A 25270-nucleotide genomic window follows, 5' to 3' on the forward strand; every position below is an offset into this window, starting at 1 on the left:
ATCCTGATGTTTGAGATCATAAGTTATTGATATAATAGCTTTATCACTTCTATCCTACTAAAACCACTATTTACCCCCAACATTTACCACTACACCGATGGTAAAAATCGAATTCCCGGCAGACATGTAATCTCTATTCTTTAAGCCAAAATTACTACTCGTGGTATATTGTAATTGAATATTTTTGTTCAAGCCCATTCTAGTGAAAAAGATAGGTTCGAAGAAAACATTATCTTCTTTAGGCTGTACTACCCCATTCAAGAAGAATCGGTCCATCTTAACGTGACTTATTCGAAGGGCCGTTCCATAATTAATCGGAAATTCTTTCCCAAATAACCTTAAGTTATTTTTCTTTTTTGAACTATAATTAACCTGAAGAAACGACTTCCTATAATCCACTTCCTGCAACTCACTGCTCACTAAAACATCATTCTTGTAATCCCTAAAGGTGATATCGCTCCAACCCTTGCCAACACCTGCATAAATCTCGATAATTCGGTTATTATTTGGTCCGAAGGTATCGAAATAGCCACCACCTATTTCAATCAGCTTGTGCCCGAAATCTTTTGATTTTCGTTCACTATTCATTCTTGAGCCGCTAAATAGCACTCCTATATGATTTGAAACTGCATAAGCGCCGTTAATACTAGCATTGCCCTTTAGGGAAATGTGCCCGCCACCACTAAATTCACCTTGCTTGCTTAACATGGGTGTATTGGGTACATTGGGCATATAAACTGAAGAACAACTGCTGGCAAAAAGCGCTAAAATTGGGAAAGCTAAACGTAGGTATTGATTCATAGATGATTTATAAACAGTTTTTCAGGATAAAAATTGTGTTAAAGTTCCATTTTCATAAAACTCATCACTCTTTTAAATTCATCATGTAGATTGGCCTTTAAATGGATTTTTGTTGAAGTTTTAGGATGGATGAAACTCAATTCTGATGCATGTAGCAGCATGGTTGTCATGTTCCAATGTTCTAAGAAAAGTTTATTTTGCTTGTTGCATCCGTGGGTTCTATCTCCTATTATTGGATGAAGGATGTGACTGAAATGTCTTCTCAATTGGTGCATTCGTCCTGTTTTCGGAGTCGCCTCTACCAGTGAATACCTGGAGGTTAAATGTTTTCCGAAAGGAACATTAATCTCGGAATGTGATAGGGTTCTAAATGCGGTATAAGCATCTTGCATTGTTCCATTCTCCTTAGCCAAAGGATAATCAATATTCATCGCTTCTGGCGTGAAACCCCTAAGAATAGCTAGATATTTTTTTTCAGTTTCTGCATTCATAAATTGTTGATGCATAGCGATTTCGGATTCTTTATCAAACGCAAACAATAAGATACCGCCTGTTTTTCTATCTAACCTATGCACAGGACTAACGTGCTTCCCAACCTGATCTCGCAGCATTTGCAGCGCAAATTCTGTTGCATCTCTGGCAATTGAAGATTGATGTACCAATAAACCATGAGGTTTATTAATGGCAATCAAATGTTCATCCTGATAAATTATCTCCAACATTCGGTGAAGATAAGGATATTGCTTTAACTAAATAAATCAAAAGCTAAACGATAAGTATTGCAATGCGCATCTACAATATCTTTAATGTCGGCAGAATAACCGCCGCCCATACTGACCTGTAAGGGGAGGTTGTTATTTTTACAGGTCATGAGTACCATTTTATCCCGTTCTTTACAAGCAGCTTTACTTAATGACAACTTTCCTAATTTATCTGTAGACAGTACATCAACTCCAGATAAATAAAAAACAAATTCCGGTTTTGAGCGCTCGAAAGCAGACTTTAAATTCGTTTCTAGTAAAGACAAATAGGCGTCGTCTTCAATATTATCATCAAGAGGTACATCTAAATCTGAAATTTCTTTGCGGAAGGGAAAATTTTTATCTCCATGCATAGAGAAAGTAAATACATTTGAGTTATTCTGAAAAATTTCAGCGGTGCCATTACCCTGATGAACATCTAAATCAATAATTAATATACGGTTTGCTATCTCATTACATAACAGATAATTAGCAGCAATCGCTTGATCATTTAACAAGCAAAAACCTTCTCCCCAATTACTACCTGCGTGATGCGTTCCGCCGGCTATGTTAAAGGCAATTCCGTTTTCCATTGCCAACCCGGTCCCATCAATTGTACCTTGTGTAATGCGCAATTCTCTCTCAACCAATTGAGCATTTAACGGAAAACCAACCCTTCTCTGGTCTTTCGCAGATAGCGTTAAATCTCGAATCTGTTCCCAATACGATTTTTCATGTGATAGAAGAATGATGTCTTCTGCTACCTTCTCTGGATAAAATAAATTATCCTTTTCAATCGTCCCTTCATGTAACAGTTGCTCGGGGATCAATTCGTATTTAAGCATTGGAAACCGATGACCTTCTGGTAGCGGGTGAGCATATAGCGGGTGCCAGGCAATTTTAATCATTAACTCAAAATCTCCTCAATATGTTTTTCGATATTATTTGAGATTTGATCTACCGGTAAATCATTAGGATCATAACCAAATGGGTCTTCTATTTCTTCAGCTATAAGCTCCAAACTCGCTAATACATAGAGTATAAAAGGAACGATTAACACCAAATAATATCCTAAACTAAAAACCCAACCTATCGGAATGGTGAGCACGTATACAAAGATGAATTTTTTAATAAAAACACTATAAGAAAATGGAATTGGTGTGTTTTTGATACGTTCGCAACCGCCACATATATCGGTAAATTGGTTTACATCGTTGGTTAAAACAATCAGCTGTTCTTGTGTAATCAACCCTTGTCGTGTTAAGTCATACAGTCGGGAGATCATACTGCTTGCTATTTGATTTGGAATATGCTTGCTTTCCTCTACCTCAATCAGGAAACTGTTTTTACCAAAATATTTCTTCTCACGAAGGTGTTCTTTTAATGCAAAAGCGTATTTGGGAATACCATATTCAAAAAATCTAACTTCATCATCTGGCAACTTGAGTGCTTTTATTTTCATTGCAAAGTTGCGACTAACATTTGTTAATGAACCCAAAAGTCTTCTTCCTTCCCACCATCTATCGTAAGAGGTGTTGGTACGAAATACCAAAAGCATTGAAATTACAAAGCCCAACAAGCTGTGCATCATTCCGATATTGCTTACATAATCACTTTTTGAAAGTTTGAATATGTTAAGCTCAAGAAATGCTACAAAGGCAGAAAAAATAGCCATGCTGATCATTAAGGGCCATAACTTTCGAAAGGTATCACCCTTATGAATGTGAAAAATAAATGTAAACCAATCTTTCGGATTATAGTGGATCATAAGTTATATAGCTCTTAATACCTTTTCGGATACTTCAATGAGTGCCTTGCCTGTTAAATAAATATCTTCGAAGGAATTATATAAAGGAATCGGGCTTAAGCGTAGTACATTTGGTTCACGCCAGTCGCCCAAGATACCGGCGTCCACTAATCCATCAAAAACTACCTTTCCCTTATTTTTTGCAATGATAGAAAGCTGTGCACCACGATCTTTAGAATTCTTCGGTGTAATTATTTTGTACTGCTCGTCATTTAATTCCTTATTCACCTCATTGATAACGAATTCTAAGTAATTAGTTAAATCTATACTTTTCTTTCTCAGGGTATCAATAAAACCTGCCTTTTCAAATATTTGCAACGATGCATGGTATAAAGCCATAGGCATTACCTGGGTGCAACTCACTTGCCATCCATCTGCTCCACTTTCAGGAATAAAGCCTTTTTCCATTCTAAAACGCTTACTTTCCTGATAACCCCACCAACCGGCAAACCGATTAAGCTTGTCGTTTTGAAAGTGTTTTTCATGTACAAAAATCCCGCTAATTCCCCCAGGACCTGAGTTTTGATATTTGTAAGAACACCAACAAGCAAAATCTACTCCCCAATCATGAAGTTTAACAGGAACATTACCTGCGGCGTGTGCTAAATCCCAACCTACTATTGCACCAACGTTATGCCCGGTTTTAGTAACGGCTTCCATATTATACCATTGTCCGGTGTAATAGTTTATTCCGCCGAAAAGCACTAAAGCTATTTCTTCTCCATTTTCGGTAATCTTGGCCAAAATATCTTCAGTTCTGAGCGTATCTTCTCCCTCACGAGGAAATACTTCGATAATTGCATCATTAGGATCGAACCCATGAAATTTCACCTGACTCTCTATTGCGTACTGATCAGAGGGAAATGCTCCACCTTCCATGATGATCTTAAATCTTTTTCCTTTTGGTTGATAAAAACTGACCATCAACAAGTGTAGATTAACAGTAAGGGTATTCATCGGACAAACCTCTGCTGGCGATGCGCCAACAATTGGTGCCATCAGCCGTTTAAGCTCCTTATGATAAAACATCCAAGGCTCTTCACCATCAAACCAACCTTCTACCGCATAATTTGCCCAATTATCCAATTGATTGTTTAATACCTTTTTAGCAATTTTAGGTTGAAGCCCTAAAGAATTGCCACACATGTAGATAAATGATTTATTTTTATACTTTGGAAAAAGAAATTGGGCTCTAAATTCTTTGAGCTGGTCTTTCTGATCTAAAGCATTTGCAAAAGCTAATGTATTTTCTAATTTCATTGCCTCAATAATACAAAAAAAGCAGGTATTGTTTCCAATCCTGCTTTCTATAGATGTATCTTAAACTAGAATTTAATAGTGTCGTGCTTGCCTAAATCCGGTGTATCTCCCGTCACAGCAGCTTTTAAGATACTAAACAGCACTACAATTTTTGAAGATGATGAATCCCAATATTCAGCTTCAGCTGGTGTAACTTTTATAAGAATCAATCTAGGGTCTTCCACTCCATCGGGGAACCAAGCCTTAACAAACGGGGAAAAGTATGCTTCTTTGCGCACCTGATCATCAACCAACTCTGCTTGTCCTTTTACTGTTAAATAAGTGTTTTTGGACGGATCGCTATAAGCCAGTAGCACATTATTTTCTTTTGAAATTTCTTTAGATTTTAATGAATATTCGTTCGTAAAGAACCAAATACTCCCATCATCTTCAATCTTTGCGGTTCCCATTGGTCTGCTACCAAGCTCATCGTTAGCAGAAAAAGTGGTGAACATACAAGTGCGAACACTTTCCGCCATCTCTTTTAATATCGCTATATTTTTTTCGTTTTTCATGATTTTAGATCTTTGAAAGAAAACAGCGGGAAGGATGAAATGTTTGACTGAAGCTAGATCTTATTTGGTTTGCTCACATATTTATTGCCCTTAACGAAGAATCGTAGTGGCAGTAGAGCATGTTCTTCAGCATACGCAATGCCTACCCTGGGCGTTGTTGCAATTTCGTCGTCTTTAAAAGTATTATGATGATCTTCTATCCAAACATCATCTCCGGTTAAATATTTAGCATTGAAAGAACCGTCAATACCGAGGGCCTTGGCAGCCGAGCCTGGACCAGAGGATATGGCGGCCTTTGTATACGGCATATTGCGGCGTTCTTCCATAATCTCCTTGCCTATTAAAGGCTCAATTGCCCTGATTAAGATTGCGTGAGGATCGTTAATGTTGGCGCTTACCACGTTAAACAGGTTATGTATGCCATAACATAAATAAACATATGCAATGCCGCCCTTGGCATACATCGTTTCTGTTCGGTTCGTTCTTCTGCCACCATAAGCATGCGACGCTTTATCTTTGATGCCGAAGTAAGCTTCAGTTTCTACAACGATGCCTCCAGAAATATCACCATTAACATTAGTAAATAAGACTTTACCCAGCAAATCTTTTGCTAATTTAATGACATCTTCATTGAGATAGTATTCTTCAGGTAGCTTCAATATGAATAAACTATTTGTCTAACAAAATGGATATTACCTGCTCTAAATAAGCTTGGTCTGTTTCATCAAAATGACTTAAAAATTCACTATCAACATCTAGAACACCGATTACTTTATCACCTTTAATTAGTGGTAATACAATTTCTGATTTTGATGCGGAAGCACAAGCAATGTGTCCTGGAAAGTCATCAACGTTGGGCACTATTAGGGTTTTATTTTTCTCCCATGATGAACCACATACGCCTTTACCTTTCTTGATTCTGGTACAGGCCACAGGACCTTGGAATGGACCTAAAACAAGCTCACCGTTTTTAACTAGGTAAAACCCTACCCAGAACCAATTAAACTGTTCCTTTAATGCAGCCGCAACATTCGCCATATTCGCCACGAAATCTGTTTCTCCCGCAAGAAGAGCTTCGATTTGAGGAATTAACGATTGATATTGTTCAGCTTTCGTAGCGGTTTTGATGATAGTTAAGTCTTCTGCCATGACCCAAAGTTAACGAGGTTTTTGTTGATTTTTACTCAATTAATTGATAATGACAAAAAATTGAATGAAGCACAATCTTAATTTTGTTAGTTTTGAAACACATAAACCTTCAGTATGATTGTTGCCTTAACCATTACCAAATTTAATAGGATTACAATACCATTCGCATTTTTGGGAATGGCGATTTTAAGAATCCCTTTATGGTTAAACACCAAATGTAAATTCTGGAAATTAATGGGCAGCGGCAAAGATGCACAGGTTGACTTACCTCCAGATTTTAGACATTGGGCGATCTTAACAAATTGGGAAACTCGGCAAGATTGCGACGCTTTTTACAAAAAATCTTTACCGATAAAGTGGTTCCGTTTATTTGGATCAGAAGAGTTTACTATATTACTTAACCCTTTATCTTCACACGGATTATGGTCTGGAAAACAACCTTTTGTCGTTAGTAAAAATTCAATAAGATCGACTGATAGAATTGCCGTAATTACCCGAGCGGCCATTAAATTTAGCAAGGTTAAAGATTTTAGAAGTAACATTAAAAGAGCAGCAGCGGCAATGAGAAAAGCAGACGGCTTTATATTATCGGCCGGAGTCGGTGAAAATCCACTCTTAGATCAAGCCACGTTTTCCATCTGGACAGATGCACAATCCATGAAAAATTATGCTTATAAATCCCACGATCATTCTGACGTAATCAAATTGACAAGAGAGCGGCAATGGTACTCAGAAGAGTTATTTGCTCGATTTGAAATTATCGAAACCAACGGAACGCTTAACGGCTTATCAATCGCAACAATAAATAACGTTTAAACATGAGAGTAATCGCAGAACTTCCACATCCGGAATGTAAGATTAGCATTTTTGCCATGAATCAAAAATACATCGTAAAATTTGAACAGGGAACTTTTGAGCAAAGCTATAAACTTGCAGAGTTAGATTTAAGTGGAGGTGGCGTTAATGATGTATTTGAAATCTTAGACGAAGAGTTTATTGCGTCGGTGGTAGATCGGTTTAAAATTATGCGAACTGATTTTACTTTAGCTTATAAAAGGCATCAATTTTAACACATAACTATCTGATAATTAATAGATTAATTTTATATTCAAAATTATATTCTGAAGATTGGGCAATTTTTAACTATTATAATACGAAAGAGGTAAATTAAAAGTTGATATGAATCTTAATAATTTATTGATTATCAGTAAATTAATTAAACAGTCAGAATAATATTTCGAATGGTTATTTCGCCAAATTTTTGGGATGTCGGTCATTATCATCGGTATGTTCGATATGATAATCAAAAACACTTTAGTTAATTACTGGGGATTCAACCTTCAGTGTAATCTTTGGATGTAGAACTTTTGGGACATAAAAAAGACTAGATTATGCCTAGCAATTCATGAATTAATGATCGTATCATGAACCACTACCCTATACCAGTTTTTGGAAAATTTTTCAACTGCATTTAAGTGAGTCGCATGTTCCTGGTAAACGTTATGATCGTCGATACTATCAAAAGTAATTGTTAATGAGTAGGTGAAAGAATTATCCGTAACTGATCTTGCGGGTGTGCTCGCCGATAATCCATAGTGTAAGCTTTTAATCAATTTGATAGACTTTAAACTCTCGAAAAAATTAGCAAAATCATTAATTTCTTCGGTTGTCAATTGTGGCTTCAACCAAAACAATACGAAATGTTGAACTTTTTGTTTATTGAGCTGAGTATTTTCTATCATTTGAAAGGGATTTTAAAATTTAAAATGTTTAGGCATAAAAAAAGCGGCTATGATTAGCCGCTTTAAAGTAAATATTATTTTTAAAATTACTGCACTCTACCTGATTTTTTATCTTCACCTCTACCGATTAAATAACCGCCACCGGCTCCAACTAAACCACCAATAATAGCGCCTCTACCTTTTTTCTTATCAATTAAAGCACCACCAACTGCACCAGCTGCACCACCAATTACCGCACCTTTTGCGCCATCGCTCCAGCCTTTTTTCTTAGCTGTTGGTTGTGTACCACCGTAAGAACTAGAACTGCTACCACCTGAACTCGCATAAGATCTTGATGATTTAGATGATGCTGCACCAGCTCTTCTAGCTTCTGCCAATTCTGCCTGATGTTTAGCTTCTTTTTCAGCTTCTACTTTAGCTGTTTCGGCTTTCTTAAAACTATCTAAACGTAAACTATCTTTAACTGCTTTTATGGCAAGTTGTTTTTCTGCCTCTTGCTGTTTTAAAGCAGCTTCTTCTTTTGCTTTATTGTTACAAGCAAACATTACTGAACTCAATGCGATTACTACGAATATCTTTTTCATAACTTTTTGTTTATATGAATCTTGTTTTGCTACCTAACCTCACAAAACAGGTTTCAATAGGATGTGTATTTTAGTTAATTACCTGTACTAAAGAAAAAATGATGCCAAAAAGTTTTAATTAATAAAAATTAATTTAATAAATCGATGTACCAGAAGCCGATGGTCGGAGATTCTGATGCTGCACATCCTTGATCAACATCATCTGTTTTTGGTGCATTATAGGTTCTAAATATCTTATCGCCTAGCTCGAAAGGTATTTTCTTTTTAAAAATAGGTCCTTCAAAAGCAAAAGTGTGAAACTCTCCATTTTCGCCACAGGGGTCAATGCCTGGTGGTAAATTAGAAATTAAAACTTTGGTAATTATTTCTCCACAAAAAGCTTCTAAATTTTCTTGTGTGCAAACAATGATGGTTTTATAACTCAAGTTAAGAAAGTCATCAATCAGTTGAGTGGTATCTTTTTTCCATAGCGGAAAAATGGCTTTCAAACCAACTTCTGCTAGTTTTGATTCACGATAACGGCGAAGATCTTCCAAAAAGATGTCTCCAAAAATGGAATGCGTAATACCTTCTTCCTTGAATTTTGTTAGTTGAGCATGCATCACTCGGTCGTAGCTTTCCATGTCAGGCATTTCACCTAAACGAATTTGATATAGTGGAATGCCAATACTTTCGGCTTGAGCGATAAGCAAAGATTCTCTAACACCATGCATGGAAATGCGGTTATATTGTTCTGTAACTGTTGTAACCAGGTACTTGACTTCTATGGAAGGATCCTGAAGTGCATAATGAAGCGCCAAGGCACTATCTTTCCCTCCGCTCCAATTAAAAATGCAAAGTTTTCTATCGTTCATTAGTCAGGATCTCCTTTAGTTGAGTAACGCCCTGAACAGCATTCTCTTCAATCTTGACTACATTTCTATACCTTTTAACATTAGGTGTTACGGGATCGATAATATATTTGATAGCTTCGGCGGGAACAAAATCGATTAAACCAGCGGCGGGATAAACTGCCAATGAAGTGCCAATCAAGACGAAGATATCTGCTTGCTGACAAATATCAGCGGCAACTTCAATCATAGGCACTGCTTCGCCAAACCATACCACATGCGGCCGAAGCTGCGAACCCAATTCGCATAACTGGCCCATTTTTAAGTCAGATCCGTCTATAGAATAAGTAAGATTTTCCCGTAGATCTGATTGTGATTTTGTGATGATGCCGTGAAGATGATGCACTTTAGTTGAACCGGCTCGCTCATGTAAGTCATCAATGTTTTGTGTAATAATTTCTATATCAAAATCTTGCTCCAGTTCAGCTAAGAGCTGATGCGCTCTGTTGGGTTTTGCTTCGATTACCTGCTTTCTTCGCTCGTTGTAAAATTGCTGCACCAATTCAGGATTACGCTCCCAGGCCTCTGGAGTTGCAACATCATAAACATTATAGCCCTCCCATAAGCCATCAGCATCCCTGAATGTTTTTAATCCACTTTCTGCACTTATTCCTGCCCCTGTTAAAACAACTATCTTCATAAACTAATATTAAAAATTATTGGATTGGAATGATTTGGCCGACTTTAGATGATTTATAGCGCTTCTTCTCTGCGTAGGAGAATATTTGTTTAAATTTAAAATACCGGAGATTGAAACGTCTTTGACTCGGAAAGATTGATAAATTTCGCTGGGATTGACTTGTCGGCTTTAAATATTTCCGGATGAAACATACAGGCCAACGCTTCTATCCCTTCAACCAATGTACCGATGCTGGGTTGGGTAAACATATCAAAATCTGCAATGTAAACCTGATTTTGTTGTACGGCTGCTAAGTCTGTCCAATTGTTTTTTGCTAGAAGTAGATCCATTTCGGCCAAAGTTCGTGTTTTATCAAAACCGCAAGGAGCAATTACCAATACTTCAGGATTGTATTTCACGACTTTGTCCCATTGGGTTACAATTGAATCTCCGGCAGGATTGGAAAGCATATCTACCCCACCAGCAGCTGCAATTTGAAAAGGAATCCAATGGCCACAATTGTAGATCGGCTCAATCCATTCCATCAGCATCACCCGTTTTAAAGGCGCTTTATTTGCCCGTAGTTCATCTAAAATAAAGTCGGTTTTCTGTTGAAGATTGGCCAAGTACCTTAAAGCAACTTCTTCCTTTCCTAAAGCCTTTGCAATAGTTATGGCACATTCAAAAACATCCTGAAGGTTATTTGGCGACAATGGAACGAGTGTCGGTTTTTTAGACAGCTTCATTACAGCGGTTTCTGTACACACGGTATCAATGTTGCAAACCTCACATATATCTTGTGTAAAAACAACATCGGGAGCAATGCTCTCTAAAAGTTCATCATCAACCCAATACAAACTTTTACCTTGTGCTTTTGACGCGGAGAAGATACGATCGATTTCGATACTGGAATAATTTTTACCCTCTAACACACATCTTACTACTTTAGGTTGATCTGCAGCCTCAATCGGACATTCAAAAGTTACGCCGTACAAGTATTCTTGCAAACCCATATCGTAAATCATTTTGGTGGCAGCAGGTAAAAAAGAAGCGACTTTCATTGGATGTATGGTGTTTTGATGGGAATGGATCATTTTTCTTTAGCTGGAGCTTCTCCGACGGGAAAATATAAAGTTAAAAAAAAATCCTCTTTTGAAACAGATCAAAAGAGGATTTAACAAAATTATTAAGAAATTAAATGTTTTGCTTCTGCATTTTAAGGACTGGATATTTTGATTTCATGATTTCAAAGGCACCAAAAATAATAGCACCGTAAATTAAAGTTCCTTCTAAAAACCTGATTTCAAACGGTATTGCTTTAACCAGGCAGCTCCAGTATCCAGCTAAAGTTTGTGGATATGATGGGTTTTGAAACCATACTCCGAAATCGGTTACAATCCAGTGAATAAAAACAATTGCTAATGTAGATGAGAGTAATGAGACTACATTTATCTTTTTCAACAATACTCTTCCTACCAAAACCATCAAGGCGAAAGCAAGATAGGTCCAATACCATCCTTCATATAAAAAACCATTACTGTATTTGCTAAAAATTGTACTGGCTAAAATAAAATCGCTTAAGAACAAGCTCACTAATGGAAAAGCAAAAGCTTTTGCATGATCTTTAAAGTATGCGCCACCAAACAGCGCTACCGCTCCAATCGAAGAAAAGTTTGCAAACTGAAGCTCATCTGAGTTAAACGTTACCAGTAAACGAAACAAAGTAATTACCAAGATGATTAGTAACAGAATAAGGTTACGTGGATTAAATTTCAAATTAGACATATAGTTAGTATATAGTAATTGGTATAAAGTATTTAGTTAGTAAGAAAAGTTGCTTGTGATTTTAGAGTTTTTATCACAACACAAAGTTAAATTTTATTAGCGGATATTAAAACTTAGGCCTGTATTAAAATTGAAACCCATTGCATTGTAACCGATGATTTCATTATAGTTTTCATTCAAAATGTTTTTAGCATCAAAAAAGATTTTAACGCGTTTTTTCGCGAACGCATATTCTGCATAAGCATTTAACAACTTATAGCTTGGCAATGTTTCTACAACATAGCCCGTAAAATTACCATCCGTACGTGAACCAAAGTACCTCAAATTAGCATTAATAAATAAATTATCAGTTGCCTGGATCCCTGTTGTAATGCCAAAAGCGTGTTTCGGTCTTCTAAAAAGAAAATCTTCCACTTTATTATTTACACTGTTATATTCGTTTCCATCAGTAAAAGCATAATAACCATTAAGGGTAAATTTCCATATTTTAACTCCTGGCTCAATTTCAAAACCTCTTACTTTTTGACTTTCCTGATTGATGTACCCAACTGCAAAATCGTAAATGATTGCATCTGTTAAATCGCGTTTGAAAGCCGCTCCACGCAACGAGAATTTATCATCAGCTAAACTCAGATTAAAACCAGCTTCATAGTTATGAGACTTTTCTGGTTTCAGGTTTAAATTTGATCCATATTGCCCGAACAGCATATTCAGTGTTGGAATTTTAAAAGCTGTTGAAACCGTACCGAATAATTTTAATTCTTTAATTACATTAATACTCGGTGTAATGGTGTAAGTGTAGTTTTCACCATATTGTTCGTGTTTGTTATAGCGACCGCCAACTTCGAGATTGAAGATACTTAAATCATGCAGAAAGAGTGAGCTGTAAGCGGCAAAAATATTACTCTCCGGTTTGTTGCCTGCAGAGGACAGCCTCATCACCCTGTTATCAATGCCTACTAATAAATCGAGTTTATCTCCAAGCTTTTGGTTATAAAATAAATCAAGCAAGCTTATTCTTCCAGCACCGACACTTTCATATGGGAAACCGTCAAAACTACTTAAGGTATTGTTCGAAGTGCTTTGGTAACTATAATTTAAATTGATCTTGCCCGTTCCAAACTCGTATTTGGAATTTACACCCCCGCTAAAATTTTTCAGCAGTGAATGGTTGGCTGCTATTCCATCAGTAAAAGCAGCTTCATCAATTTTGTAATCACCTTCAAAATATCTGATAAAAGGATTAACAGAAAAATGTTGATCCAATTTTATTCCAAAGTTTGCATTTACCCCATCTGTTTTAAAGCCATCTTTATCAAACGCTGTATTATTTCCCACTGGGTTAGCTGCTTCAGATATCCCATCGGTTTTATGGTGGGTGTAGTTTATATTATAGGTAAAAGCATCAACACTGCCATTTAAGCCAATTGTACCTTTATAAGTTTCGTAACTGCCTGCACTGGCCACGCCATATATTGTGTTGCCTTTTGGCCCGCCTTTTTTGGTAATAATATTGATTACCCCAGCAATGGCATCAGAGCCGTAAATGGTAGACTGGCCGCCTCGCAGAATTTCAATGTGATCGATTTGATCGATAGCAAAAAGGCGAAGATCAAAAGCGCCGCCGTTTCCCGAGGGATCATTTTGAACGATTCCATCAATTAATACAACAGCGTAAGCACTTCCCGCTCCGCGGAAAAAAACTGATTTGTTAGCACCAGGATTACTTCCTGAACCAGCTACAATAATACCGGCCTGTTCGCTGATTAATTCTGGAAGCGATTTGCCCTGACTGCGATCCAATACTTCTCTGCTGATGATACTCACCACTTTACCTGTTTGTGATTGTTTTTGATCATTTTTGGTGGCAGAAATTACCACATCTTTCAGTTTCAAGGTATCCTGTGCCTTAACTGATTTACCAATTACGATTTGCCCCAAACCTAAGCCTGCGGCAATTAAGATTTTTGTTTTGTTCATTTGATTGTGAGTTTTGCCCACAGCCAGCAGATAGAAAAGGAAATGAAAATACGAAAACGCTAAGTACTTCAATCCAAGCTTCAATCCCCGAAAGCTATGAAATTATACGCTAAAGGCAGGTCTTCTGACTTACTCCCGATTTTTAGCCTTCCCATTCCATGACTAGAAAAGTGGCGTAGAATTAAAAATCATTAAAGAGCTTACAGCTGCGGGACAGTTTTGGATTTACACCAAATTCCCTTTTAATTCTGTGGCAACACAAAAACCAAAAGCGGCGCAAAGCTAACAAAATTAAACAGGTTGTAAAATGGATGATGGAGAAAGTATTTCTTCAATCAAAAGTTTAACTTTAAATATCAAAACCAAAATAATGAGAAACCTATTTTTGATCACCCTCCTAATAAACTATTCTGTCGTTATGGCTCAAAAAACTGATACTATAATGCTTAAAAAGTTGATGGAATCAAAGCCAGAATTATTTGGCTTGGTGCTTAACCATCCAGATAAAAATCAGGTTCAGATTTTATACACCCAGATTACCCGTGATGTTAAAAACAAACCAAGTTTTAAGAGCTACAGTTTTAATTTAGATCCACACCATTATTTTTATCCTGCAAGCACCGTAAAACTTGCGGCTGTTATTTTTGCTTTGGAAAAAGTGAACCGATTAAAAAACACAGGCTTAACCGTGAAAAGCATTATGATAACCGATAGCGCTTTCCGGGGACAAACTAAAATTGAAAAAGATGGCAGTGCAGAAAATGGTCTTCCAACCCTTGAACATTATATTAAAAAGATTTTGCTTACCAGCGATAATGATGCCTTCAATAGGTTGTTTGAGTTTATCGGACGTGCTGAAATTAATGATAAACTTAAAAAAAACGGTTTTAGAGATAGCAGAATTTTGAACCGTTTAGCCATAGGCGATGCGGGAGAAACCGCTAAACATACCAACCCAATTCGCTTTTATAATAACGACTGTTTGGTATATGAGCAAGAAGCACAATACGATTCGAAAGAATACGAATTGAACTTAACTAACCTGGTAATGGGTAAAGGTTATTTAGATAGCGCAGATAAACTAATAAATAAACCTTTTAGTTTAGCCAATAAGAATGCATTTGCCATAAATGATCAACATCGTTTAATGCAAAAACTAATGTTTCCCGAAGCTTTACAGGCTCAAGAACGATTTAACCTTACCGCTGCAGATTATAAATTGATTTACACTTACATGAGCAAATATCCAACAGAAAGTAATTATCCTAAGTATGATGAAAAGGAATTTTGGCCAACATATGCTAAAATGCTTTATTATGGTAGAGAGAAAAATGCAACTCCAGATCCGAACATTAGAATTTTCAACAAATATGGCGACAGTTATGGCTACATTATAGATAACTCCTATTTCGTAGACTTTAAAAATGGGATTGAATATCTACTTACCGCCGTTGTACATAGTAACGAAGATGGGATTTATAACGACAATAAATATGAATATGATTCGGTCTGCTTTCCATTTATGAAACATTTGGGGCGAACGATTTACGAATTGGAAACCAATCGTAAAAAGAACAATCCAGATTTATCTAAATTTAAGATGAACTATCAGTAATGAGCTAATGTATTTAGCTGTTATGTACAACTGTTCTTAATTTAATGGCAACCTCATTTCAGTTAATTTTATAAACAAAAAGAGATTGCCACGTTCAGGCAGGTAGAATTATTCGCTAAGTAAAGCCGTTTTAGTTTCCATCAATTTACCTTGTTCAACTTCGTCCAAAACAGGAAATTTGATGTTCAAACTTTTCAATTTGTCGGCAACTATTTCACTAATCGCTAATCTGGCAAACCATTTTTTATCTGCTGGAATAATGTGCCATGGCGATTCTTTCGTGCTTGTTTCGTTAATGGCGTCTTCATAAGCCTTCATATATTCGTCCCACAAAGCCCTTTCCTCAATATCACCAGAAGAAAACTTCCAATTTTTGGTAGGGTCTTCTATCCTATCCAAAAACCGTTGTTTTTGTTCATCCTTACTCACATTCAAAAAGAATTTAAGTACTACTGTTCCATTTGCAGCTAAATGCTCTTCAAAATTTTTGATGCTTTCATAACGCTTCTTCCAAAAATTTTTATTGATTTTCTTTACCTCATCAAAACCTGGGAGGCTTTCACTCAAAATATATTTCGGATGAACCTTACAAACCAATACGTTTTCATAGTGCGAACGATTATGAATTCCAATTCGTCCACGTTCCGGCAAAGCTTTAATATGCCGCCACAAAAAATCATGTTTATATTCTTCGGATGTTGGCACTTTGAAACTAAAAACCTGGCAACCCTGCGGATTTAATCCACTCATTACATGCTCAATAGCGCTATCTTTACCAGCAGCATCCATCGCCTGAAAAATAATGAGTATAGAATGTGTGGCTGATGCATATAATTTTTCCTGTAAATGATTGACTTCAATTTTTGAGTTGATCAATGCATCTTTGGCCGTTTCTTTATTATATCCACCGGTAAAATCAGTTTTCGCACTTTTAATCGAAAATTTTTTATCGCCCTGTACAATTAGCTCCTTAAATTCGTTTTTCATTTTTATACCATATTTTTTTGGTGATTGATTCAATACCTATATTAATTTCACGATATTTTCGATCGTGATTAGCATCTCACAATATACAGTTTCGGATTAATCCAGAACCAATGTTTTAAATATAGTACTAAAAAATTAGTAAATTAAAAACGTTAATTTGCATACAGAGTTTTTTATATTTATCGCCACAGCATTTACCAAATTATCAGCACATTCAATATGTTCAAAGAGATAAAAAACAAGTACTTACGTTATTTTACAATCTTAATTTTCTTTATCATTATTTTCTTTTCTGCCCTTCAACTCAATTTTTTGTGGTTGTTTGGCTATTCTCCAAGTTATCGGGATATCAAAACGCCTACATTGCGTGTAGGGTCTGAATTATATACAAGTGATGGAAAACTGATTGGGCGGTATTTTAAGGAAAACCGTACTCCGGTAAGTTTTAGTGATATTGCGCCAAGTGTAATTAATGCTTTGGTAGCTACCGAAGATGTTCGCTTTTACAAACACTGGGGGATTGACGCTCAAGCTGTTGGGCGTGCTGTTGTTGGAATGGGTAAAGATGGTGGTGCCAGTACCATTACTCAACAACTGGCCAAAAATTTATACAGAACCAGGTATAATAAATCGCAAGGTTTTCTAGTGAAAATTCCCCTTGTTAGAACGCTTATTGTAAAGCTTAAGGAGTGGTTAACTGCTGTAAAAATTGAATCGAATTATTCTAAAAACGACATCATTACGATGTACCTGAACACGGTATCCTTCGGTAATAATACTTACGGAATTAAAACCGCTGCTCGAATTTATTTTGATAAGGAAACCAAAGATTTAGCTACCACAGATGCCGCGATGCTTGTTGGTATGCTGAAAGGAACCAGCCTTTACAACCCAACCAAGAATCCAGAAAAAGCTTTGGTACGCAGAAATGTGGTATTGAGCCAAATGAACAAGAATAATAAGCTAAGCAAAGATAGCTTGGCCATACTGTCAAAAGAGCCCATCAAACTTAAAGAAGGTAAAATGGAAGACGGAAGCGATGGCGACTCCTATTTACGTGCTGCTGTGTCGAAATATCTGGAAAAGTGGTGTACCGATAATGGATACGATTTAAATGAAGATGGCTTAAAAATATATACTACGATCGATTCGAAACTGCAAAAATATGCCGAAGAAGCTGTTGCAGAGCAAATGAGAACCTTACAGCGCAGGTTCTACAGCGTTTGGGGCAATGAAGATCCCTGGTACGACTCTGAAAAGAAAAAAGTGGATTATCCGGACCGGGCGATGAAAAACCTCCCTATTTATGCCTTGCTTGAGAAAAAGTTTCCAAATCAACCAGATTCGGTTGCAGCCTATTTCAACAAGAAGAAAAGAATGCAAATTTTTACCTACAAAGGTGATCGCGATACTTTGTTTTCAACTTTGGATTCTATCCGTTACTACGGAAAAATTTTAAATACGGGTATGATGACCATGGAGCCTGCCAGTGGAAAAATTAAAGTTTGGGTGGGTGGTATCGATCATAAATTTTTCAAATACGATCACGTTAATCAGGCTAAACGCCAGGCAGGTTCTACATTTAAACCATTTGCATACTTAACAGCATTAGAGCAAGGAATGAGCCCTTGTGATAAATTTACCGATAAGCCTGTTAAAATTGAATATAAAGATAAAGGCGAAACCAAGTATTGGGAGCCCAAAAATGCCGACTACAGTGTAACTTACCAGGAAATGAGTTTGCGTTGGGCAATGGCTAGATCTGTAAATACCATTACAGCACAAGTAACTGAAAAAGTTGGATGGGATAATGTAGTGAAGTATGCTCATGCATGTGGTATCGATAGTCACTTACAATCTGTTCCATCTGTAAGTTTGGGCTCAAACGATGTTACGGTTTATGAAATGGTAAAAGCTTATGCTACCTTCATGAATAAGGGCATAAAAACTGACCCTATTTTAGTAGAAAAAATTACCGATTTAGATAATAACATCATCGAAGAATTTAAGCCAAAAACCAAAAGAGTATTATCTGAAGAGATTGCCTGGTTAATGACCTACATGTTCCGTGGAGGCATGGAAGAACCAAGAGGCACCTCTCAAGCTTTGTGGGAATGGCCAAATCTATTTAAAAAGAATAACCAGATTGGTGGAAAAACCGGTACTTCCTCAGATTATGTTGATGCCTGGTACATGGGTTTAACCAAAGATTTGGTAACAGGTGTTTGGGTAGGATGCGATGAAAGAACAGCCCATTTTAAAAATGGAGAACAAGGTGAAGGCTCTAGAACAGCGTTGCCAATATTCGCTAAATTTATGGATAAAGTTTACATGGATCCGTCAACAGGATATACCTATGGTCCTTTCCCGAAAGCGACGGTAGAAATTACCAGAACTTATAATTGTCCTAGTCCGCAATATGTTCGCGATACTAGTTCAAATGATAGTGTCGAGGTAGATTCTACAGATTTTAATCCTACAGAAACTCCTGAGGTAGCAGAACCAACAACAACGACCGAGCAAGAGGTTAAAAAAGATGAAAAGAAGCCTGAACCTGTTCAAAACCAACCTGCAACAACGGTTCCGTTAACGAAAAAAGAAGAACGTGAATTAAGAAGAAAACAGAGACAGGAAGAGCGTGACAAGAAAAAAAATGAAAACGGCGGTAATTGATTTTGAAGGTGATTTATACTCATGATTTCACTGCTTCAAAACTGTTAAATTCCTTATTGTGATTTTAAGAATTGCTATTTTTATCCATTCGATAGAAGCTTCGTTATTAATTATTTGAATAATCAAAAACACACATTTATGAAAATAAGCGCTACTTATTTCAAGCAATACATCCCTTTATTGCTTTTGATTATGATTTCGTTTTCTTCCAAAGCCCAATACTTTGGCCAAAATAAGGTTAGATACAAAAAGCTTGATTTTAAAGTTTTGCAGACGCCACATTTTGAGATTTATTACTATCTGAAAAATGAAAACATGCTGAAACATTTTTCTCAGGATGCAGAAACCTGGTATAAAATGCATCAGGAAGTTTTTAGAGATACATTTTTAACTAAAAATCCTATTATTCTATATAACAATCACCCTGATTTTCAACAAACTACGGCATTGCAGGGAGAAATAGGGATTGGAACCGGTGGTGTTACTGAAGCATTAAAAAACAGGGTAATTATGCCTGTAATGGAATTGAACAGTCAAACACGACATGTTTTAGGGCATGAGTTAGTTCATGCTTTTCAATACCATGTTTTATTGGAAAAAGATTCAATTAGTTTAGAAAACGTAGGTAAAACACCACTTTGGATGGTTGAAGGAATGGCCGAATATTTATCCATTGGTAAAAAGGATGCCTTTACTTCTATGTGGATGCGTGATGCGATGCTGAATAGAGATATTCCATCGTTGAAGGACCTTACCAATTCAAACAAATATTTCCCCTATCGTTATGGTCAGGCATTTTGGACTTACATCGGTTCGCAGTATGGCGATACCACAATAGTTCCGCTATTTAAAAATACAGCTAAATACGGTTATGAAAATGCGATAAGATATACTTTTGGTTATGATGATAAAACGTTATCTGGTTTATGGAAAAACTCGATTGATGCGCACTACAAACCGATGTTAAAAGCAGACAGCTCGCAGATTAAAATAACTGGAACTAAAATTATCGATAATAAAAATGCAGGGAACATGAACGTTGCTCCTGCAATCAGTCCCGATGGTAAATATGTGGCGTTCATGTCTGAGAAGGATTTGTTTGGCATTGATTTATTTCTGGCCGATGCCAAAACAGGAAGAATTATTCGAAAGCTTACCAGTCAAATATCCAATGGCCACATCGACGATTTTAACTTTATAGAATCTGCAGGAGCTTGGTCGCCTGATAGTAAACAGTTCGCATTCAGTATTTTTAGCCATGGCAAAAACCAGATGATGATTATCAATGTGGCAAACGGATCAACAGTTTCGCAGACAGCAATGAATCAAGTGCAACAGTTCGGTAACCTAACTTGGTCGCCAAATGGAAAAGACGTTGCATTTTCTGGGATGGTTGAAGGGCAAAGTGATATTTTTTCATACAATTTAGATACGAAAGAAATTACACAAATTACCAACGATGTTTATTCAGATTATGCACCCAGCTATTCTCCAGATGGAAAGAAAATAGTTTTCTCATCAGATAGAGCTGCTATTCAGAATAAAAACATTAATGCGGCATTACCAATCAATCTTGCTATTTACGACATTTCAGCCAAGGAAGTAAAGAACCTCGATGTGTTCCCAGGCGCAAATAATTTAAATGCACAGTTTTCTTCTGACAGTCAAAATATCTACTTTTTATCCAACAGAGATGGATTTCGGAATTTGTACAAATACAATTTCGATGGCAATACGGTTGATCAATTAACCGATTACTTTACAGGCATAAGCGGAATCACAGAATTTTCTCCTGCCATTTCAGTTTCTGGTACCGATGATATAGTATATAGCTATTACCGTTACCAACGCTACACCCTTTACAATGCAAAATTAAGCAGCTTTAAAGCCAAAAGAATTGGCAATCAAGAAGAGAATTTTGATGCCGCCATTCTTCCACCGATGGAAAATTATGGAGTAAACATCATCAATTCGAATTTGAACAACTTTGATCGCTTCGAAAAAATTGTTGCCGACTCTATGAAAACCGTTGCTTACCGACCAAAATTCAAGTTGGATTATTTGGCCAATAGTGGCGTTGGAGTTTCTACTAGTCGATTTGGAACCGGAGTTTCGGGCGGAATTGTGGGCATGTTTAGTGACATCTTAGGGACCAACCAAATTATTGCCAACATTTCCGTTAACGGAGAGATTTACGATGCTGGTGGTTTGGTGGGTTACATCAATCAGAAAAGCCGAATAAATTGGGGTGCAGCAATTTCGCATATCCCTTATGTATCAGGTTTTAGTTCTTACGGGTACGAAAAACTACCTGCTGATAATAATACCACAGTAGATGCATTAAATGAAAGAACGGATATCATCAGAACTTTTGAAGATCAGGTGCAGCTTTTTGGTGCCTACCCTTTTAGCAAGATACACCGGTTTGAAGTTGGGGGAGCATTCTCCAGATATAGCTATAGAATTGACCGGTACAGCAATTACTATAATACCGCTGGTTATTACATAGGCTCGGATAGAAAACGCCTCGATAACGAACAAGCTACCTTAGACTATGGCGTTCCGTTTAATTCATTTACACTTTATCAGTTAAACGCTGGCTTTGTTGGCGATAATTCTATTTTCGGTTTAACCGGACCATTAGATGGTTTTAGATATCGCGTAAGTGGTGAGAAGTATTTCGGTACTTATAATTTTGCCGGCGCAACTGCCGACTTAAGAAAATACTGGAGATTGAAACCCATTACAATTGCAGCGAGGTCTTACAACACTTTTAGAATTGGGAAAGATGCCGATCGATTGTATCCAATGTATGTTGGCTATCCTTATTTAATTAGGGGTTACGAATCCAACTCAATTTACAAAACCACTTCAGCACAATCTTCAGAGTCTTTTGACATTAACCAATTAACAGGAAGCAAGATTGCAGTCTTCAATTTTGAATTACGGTTACCTTTTACCGGGCCTAAAAAATTAGCGGCGATACCATCTGGATTATTGTTTAGTGATTTAAACTTGTTCTTTGATGCCGGGTTAGCGTGGACCAATGATACAAAAGTTAAATTCAAGAGTGAGCCGACTTACACATCTGAAGTGGTAAAAGACACAAACGGAAACCCTGTTTTGGATAGCAAAGGAAATCAGGTTACTTATCAAGCTACAAATGAGCGTGTACCTGCAATGAGTGTTGGAATTTCATTAAGAGTGAATGTATTTGGATACTTTGTTTTGGAGCCTTACTATGCAATTCCCTTCCAACGTAAGGATGTTAAAGGAGGTGTATTTGGTTTAACTTTCGCTCCTGGATGGTAAAGCACTTTGCTTAATATTAAAAGAGTTTGAAATGATTTCTGCTGTTAAGTATATCGTATTAATCGCTGCATTATTTTTCAGCGGATCAATCTTTGGGCAAAAAGTAAATGAGCCGAAGAATAATCCTAAAGAGTGGTCTGAAAAAACAGAACCGTTTAGAATTGCCGGAAACCTATATTATGTAGGTACTTACGATCTTTCCTCCTATTTAATTGTGACCAATAACGGTAACATTTTAATCAACACAGGTTTGGCCAATTCGCTTCCGATAATTAAGGAGAATATCAAAAAACTGGGATTTGACTATAAAGCAATCAAAATCCTATTAATCACTCAAGCCCATTTTGACCATTTGGGTGCAATGGCTGACATCAAAGCTGAAACAGGCGCTAAGCTTTATATTGATGAAAAAGATGCAGCTGCACTTATATCAGGTGGCAAATCAGATTACGAAATGGGTAAATATGGGATAACTTTTAAACCCGTCAAATCCAATCGTCTGCTCAAGAATAATGAGAAAATAACTTTAGGCAATACTACCTTGACTATGCTGCATCAGCCTGGGCATACAAAAGGTTCATGTAGTTTCATTTTCAACACAAATGACGGTAAAAAAACTTACAGGGTATTAATAGCAAATCTTCCATCCATCATTATTGATAGAAAATTTTCTGAAGTAAAAGATTATCCGGGCATTCAAAATGATTATGCCAAAACTTTTCAAGCAATGAAAAAAATCGATTTCGATTTATGGGTGGCCTCCCACGCCAGTCAGTTCAATCTTCATGAAAAACGTAAATCTGGAGCTGCTTACAATCCGAATGCATTTGCTGATAAAGCAACCTATTTTAAAAATATCAAAGATTTGGAAAATATTTTTCTCAAAAAGATTAAGCAGTAATCATCTAAAGAGAATCTAAATTTTAGACATTAAACTAGTCTAAACTTGATAACTGTTAAGATAAACTAGTAAATGCTAGTTTAACCTGGTTAGTCATATTTCTGTGCAACAAAATATTTTCGAAATCTAAACCAATAGTTAAATCAATCCAATCCGGATTACAAGATCTTACCAATCTTTCTTTTTGCATGCGGGTAAAACGACTGATTACCTTAAAACGAGCTAATGCCTGTGGCTCGGTTTTAAATTCTTCAAAGTAAACTAAACGCGTTAACTGCTTTCCATTATCGAAAAATAAGTTAGGCATTTGCTTGTAAAAATCCAATGTCTTAATCAAATCAGAACTCATGCCTACATGCATGCTTGTGCGATTTCTGTCGGTAACGATGTAAACAAACTTTTTCATTATAATAGATTTAAACATTAAAACTAAACTATTTAGTATACCCTCTTGCAATTCAAAATAATATTACTAACTTTATGAGCATAAAATTACTAACTATTTTAGTAATTCCAAATTTATTTTAAAATTTATTTTTATGTCGAATATTTCAAATAATTTAAAGTACCTCAGGAAGAAAAAAGGCCATACACAGCAAAATTTCGCCGATGTTATGGAGATTAAGCGTTCGCTTATTGGTGCATACGAGGAAGACCGGGCAGAACCAAAATACGATTTGCTAAAAAAAATAGCAGAGTATTTCGATCTTACTATTGATGAATTTATCAATGAAAAGATAAGTGATAGTTGGAAACCTAAACCAAAAAGTTCTGGTTCAAACTTGAGAGTGTTAAGTATTTCTGTTGACCAGAACGACAGAGAAAATATAGAATTGGTTCCTGTGAAAGCAAGTGCAGGTTATTTGAACGGCTTTTCTGACCCTCAATATATCAGCGATCTTCCAAAATTCCAACTGCCGCTCCCAGCTTTAAGGCAAGGTACTTTTCGTGCTTTTGAAATTATGGGCGATAGTATGTTGCCTGTTCAACCTGGCAGTGTAATAATTGGCGAGTATTTGGATAATTGGAATGAAGTTAAAACCGGCGAAACCTACATCGTGATCAGTAAAAACGAAGGCGTTGTTTATAAGAGAGCGGGTAACCGATTTAAAGAAAACAAAGATTTAAAGTTGATATCAGATAACAAAGTATACGACCCTTATACCATTGCGGCTGATGATATTCTGGAAATCTGGAAAGCAAAGGCCTATATTTCGACATCATTGCCTGAACCAACTCCCGATCCAACGATGGAAACCTTAACCCAAATGATGTCGCAAATGCAGAAATCCATTTCTCAGCTTAATAAAAATTAACACTTTTTAACTTATCGCGATTAAACCGTTGGCCTTATTTCATATCTATTAGAAAACAAACACATAAAAAAACATAGACATGAAAAAAGCAGTTTTAACAATAGCAATCGCAGTAATGGGTTTCACTGCTGCATTTGCTCAGGACACTACTAAAAAAGCCAGAAAACAAATGCCAAAAATGACTGCAGAACAGCGGGCGGAAAAGGCAACAGCTAGATTAGAGAAAGAATTAAGCTTAACCGCTGATCAGAAAACGAAAATTTATGCCGTTGAGCTAGAAAATGCTAAAAAGGTAGAAACTTGGAGATCTGCTGATCAAGGTGATATGAAAGGCAAGATGAAAGAACGCAAGGAAGCCATGCAAGCTCAGAAAGCCAAAATAGATGGCATTTTAACAGCAGAGCAAAAAACCAAAATGGAAGCCATGAGATCGGAAGCAAGAGAGAAAGGCGATAGAATGAGAAAAGGAATGGGTAAAGGCAAAAGAGATAAAGCGCCAGTAGTTTCAAATCCTCCTTCACAAGGTTAAGAATTAATAAAATATTCGATAAATAA

The 25270-nt window shown here is 36.6% G+C and carries 25 protein-coding genes and 1 riboswitch; of the genes, 8 read left to right on the plus strand and 17 right to left on the minus strand.

All coding sequences use genetic code 11. The features are described from left to right. Window positions 1–66: 66 nt before the first annotated feature. The 8 genes from ASE92_RS05345 to ASE92_RS05380 form a co-directional block, all read right to left on the minus strand. Complete coding sequence (locus ASE92_RS05345; protein ID WP_056849015.1) at window positions 67–801, minus strand: hypothetical protein; 735 nt, start codon at window positions 799–801, stop codon at window positions 67–69. Between the two features lie 38 nt (window positions 802–839). After that, complete coding sequence (locus ASE92_RS05350; RefSeq protein WP_056849016.1) at window positions 840–1523, minus strand: pseudouridine synthase; 684 nt, start codon at window positions 1521–1523, stop codon at window positions 840–842. A gap of 23 nt (window positions 1524–1546) precedes the next feature. After that, on the minus strand, window positions 1547–2449 hold the full coding sequence (locus tag ASE92_RS05355) for a histone deacetylase (protein WP_056849017.1): 903 nt from the start codon (window positions 2447–2449) through the stop codon (window positions 1547–1549). Then, entirely contained in the window at window positions 2449–3309 is an 861-nt protein-coding gene (locus tag ASE92_RS05360; RefSeq protein ID WP_056849018.1) for a bestrophin family protein, read from the minus strand. The genes ASE92_RS05355 and ASE92_RS05360 overlap by 1 nt, the downstream gene beginning before the upstream one ends. 3 nt (window positions 3310–3312) lie before the next feature. Beyond that, on the minus strand, window positions 3313–4608 hold the full coding sequence (kynU, locus tag ASE92_RS05365) for a kynureninase (RefSeq protein WP_056849019.1): 1296 nt from the start codon (window positions 4606–4608) through the stop codon (window positions 3313–3315). 65 nt (window positions 4609–4673) lie between these two features. Next, window positions 4674–5162: a pyridoxamine 5'-phosphate oxidase family protein gene (locus ASE92_RS05370; protein ID WP_056849020.1), complete on the minus strand. Its 489-nt coding sequence runs from the start codon at window positions 5160–5162 to the stop codon at window positions 4674–4676. A 53-nt stretch (window positions 5163–5215) separates the two neighbouring features. After that, complete coding sequence (locus tag ASE92_RS05375) at window positions 5216–5821, minus strand: DNA-3-methyladenine glycosylase (RefSeq protein ID WP_056849021.1); 606 nt, start codon at window positions 5819–5821, stop codon at window positions 5216–5218. 10 nt (window positions 5822–5831) lie between these two features. Further along, complete coding sequence (locus ASE92_RS05380; protein ID WP_056849022.1) at window positions 5832–6311, minus strand: GAF domain-containing protein; 480 nt, start codon at window positions 6309–6311, stop codon at window positions 5832–5834. A 114-nt stretch (window positions 6312–6425) separates the two neighbouring features. Here ASE92_RS05380 and ASE92_RS05385 point away from each other — a divergent pair, with 114 nt between their 5' ends. Then, window positions 6426–7127, plus strand: coding sequence for a DUF3291 domain-containing protein (locus tag ASE92_RS05385; RefSeq protein WP_056849023.1), 702 nt, complete (start codon window positions 6426–6428; stop codon window positions 7125–7127). 2 nt (window positions 7128–7129) lie between these two features. Beyond that, entirely contained in the window at window positions 7130–7381 is a 252-nt protein-coding gene (locus tag ASE92_RS05390) for a hypothetical protein (protein ID WP_056849024.1), read from the plus strand. Window positions 7382–7714: 333 nt separating this feature from the next. Here the strand turns inward: ASE92_RS05390 and ASE92_RS05395 are convergent, their stop codons facing one another. The 7 genes from ASE92_RS05395 to ASE92_RS05425 form a co-directional block, all read right to left on the minus strand. Then, window positions 7715–8053 carry a Dabb family protein gene (locus ASE92_RS05395; RefSeq protein ID WP_056849025.1) on the minus strand — a complete coding sequence of 113 codons (339 nt, stop codon included), beginning with the start codon at window positions 8051–8053 and terminating at the stop codon, window positions 7715–7717. 86 nt (window positions 8054–8139) lie between these two features. Then, a complete protein-coding gene (locus ASE92_RS05400; RefSeq protein WP_056849026.1) occupies window positions 8140–8637 on the minus strand; it encodes a YMGG-like glycine zipper-containing protein in 498 nt (165 codons plus the stop codon). 128 nt (window positions 8638–8765) lie between these two features. Further along, a complete protein-coding gene (locus ASE92_RS05405) occupies window positions 8766–9491 on the minus strand; it encodes a diphthine--ammonia ligase (RefSeq protein ID WP_056849027.1) in 726 nt (241 codons plus the stop codon). Continuing rightward, on the minus strand, window positions 9481–10167 hold the full coding sequence (locus ASE92_RS05410; RefSeq protein ID WP_056849028.1) for a Sir2 family NAD-dependent protein deacetylase: 687 nt from the start codon (window positions 10165–10167) through the stop codon (window positions 9481–9483). The genes ASE92_RS05405 and ASE92_RS05410 overlap by 11 nt, the downstream gene beginning before the upstream one ends. Before the next feature lie 95 nt (window positions 10168–10262). Beyond that, entirely contained in the window at window positions 10263–11207 is a 945-nt protein-coding gene (locus ASE92_RS05415; RefSeq protein ID WP_056849296.1) for an ABC transporter substrate-binding protein, read from the minus strand. Window positions 11208–11340: 133 nt separating this feature from the next. Then, on the minus strand, window positions 11341–11931 hold the full coding sequence (locus tag ASE92_RS05420) for a DUF6580 family putative transport protein (RefSeq protein WP_056849029.1): 591 nt from the start codon (window positions 11929–11931) through the stop codon (window positions 11341–11343). 96 nt (window positions 11932–12027) lie between these two features. After that, the gene (locus ASE92_RS05425) at window positions 12028–13911 is read right to left on the minus strand and encodes a TonB-dependent siderophore receptor (protein WP_056849030.1); all 1884 of its coding nucleotides are present in this window, start codon (window positions 13909–13911) and stop codon (window positions 12028–12030) included. Window positions 13912–14007: 96 nt separating this feature from the next. Further along, a riboswitch (cobalamin riboswitch) is annotated at window positions 14008–14196 on the minus strand. A gap of 85 nt (window positions 14197–14281) precedes the next feature. Between ASE92_RS05425 and ASE92_RS05430 the strand changes: the two genes are divergently transcribed. Beyond that, entirely contained in the window at window positions 14282–15526 is a 1245-nt protein-coding gene (locus ASE92_RS05430; protein ID WP_056849297.1) for a serine hydrolase, read from the plus strand. Between the two features lie 108 nt (window positions 15527–15634). Here the strand turns inward: ASE92_RS05430 and ASE92_RS05435 are convergent, their stop codons facing one another. After that, entirely contained in the window at window positions 15635–16513 is an 879-nt protein-coding gene (locus ASE92_RS05435; protein WP_056849031.1) for a polyphosphate kinase 2 family protein, read from the minus strand. 219 nt (window positions 16514–16732) lie between these two features. On the opposite strand from ASE92_RS05435, the gene ASE92_RS05440 reads away from it, so the two are divergent. The 3 genes from ASE92_RS05440 (at window position 16733) to bla (ending at window position 23399) form a co-directional block, all read left to right on the plus strand. Next, a complete protein-coding gene (locus ASE92_RS05440) occupies window positions 16733–19186 on the plus strand; it encodes a transglycosylase domain-containing protein (protein ID WP_056849032.1) in 2454 nt (817 codons plus the stop codon). Window positions 19187–19324: 138 nt separating this feature from the next. Next, on the plus strand, window positions 19325–22498 hold the full coding sequence (locus ASE92_RS05445) for a basic secretory protein-like protein (protein WP_056849033.1): 3174 nt from the start codon (window positions 19325–19327) through the stop codon (window positions 22496–22498). 31 nt (window positions 22499–22529) lie between these two features. Then, on the plus strand, window positions 22530–23399 hold the full coding sequence (bla, locus tag ASE92_RS05450) for a subclass B3 metallo-beta-lactamase (protein ID WP_056849034.1): 870 nt from the start codon (window positions 22530–22532) through the stop codon (window positions 23397–23399). 55 nt (window positions 23400–23454) lie between these two features. On the opposite strand, the gene ASE92_RS05455 is transcribed toward bla, so the two are convergent. Then, window positions 23455–23805 carry a GIY-YIG nuclease family protein gene (locus tag ASE92_RS05455; protein WP_056849298.1) on the minus strand — a complete coding sequence of 117 codons (351 nt, stop codon included), beginning with the start codon at window positions 23803–23805 and terminating at the stop codon, window positions 23455–23457. Between the two features lie 133 nt (window positions 23806–23938). Between ASE92_RS05455 and ASE92_RS05460 the strand changes: the two genes are divergently transcribed. Beyond that, window positions 23939–24715, plus strand: a complete 777-nt coding sequence (locus ASE92_RS05460; protein ID WP_056849035.1) for a LexA family transcriptional regulator — start codon at window positions 23939–23941, stop codon at window positions 24713–24715. 79 nt (window positions 24716–24794) lie between these two features. Further along, complete coding sequence (locus ASE92_RS05465) at window positions 24795–25244, plus strand: hypothetical protein (protein ID WP_056849036.1); 450 nt, start codon at window positions 24795–24797, stop codon at window positions 25242–25244. Window positions 25245–25270 lie beyond the last annotated feature (26 nt).

The organism is Pedobacter sp. Leaf41, from assembly GCF_001422545.1.
GTDB lineage: Bacteria > Bacteroidota > Bacteroidia > Sphingobacteriales > Sphingobacteriaceae > Pedobacter.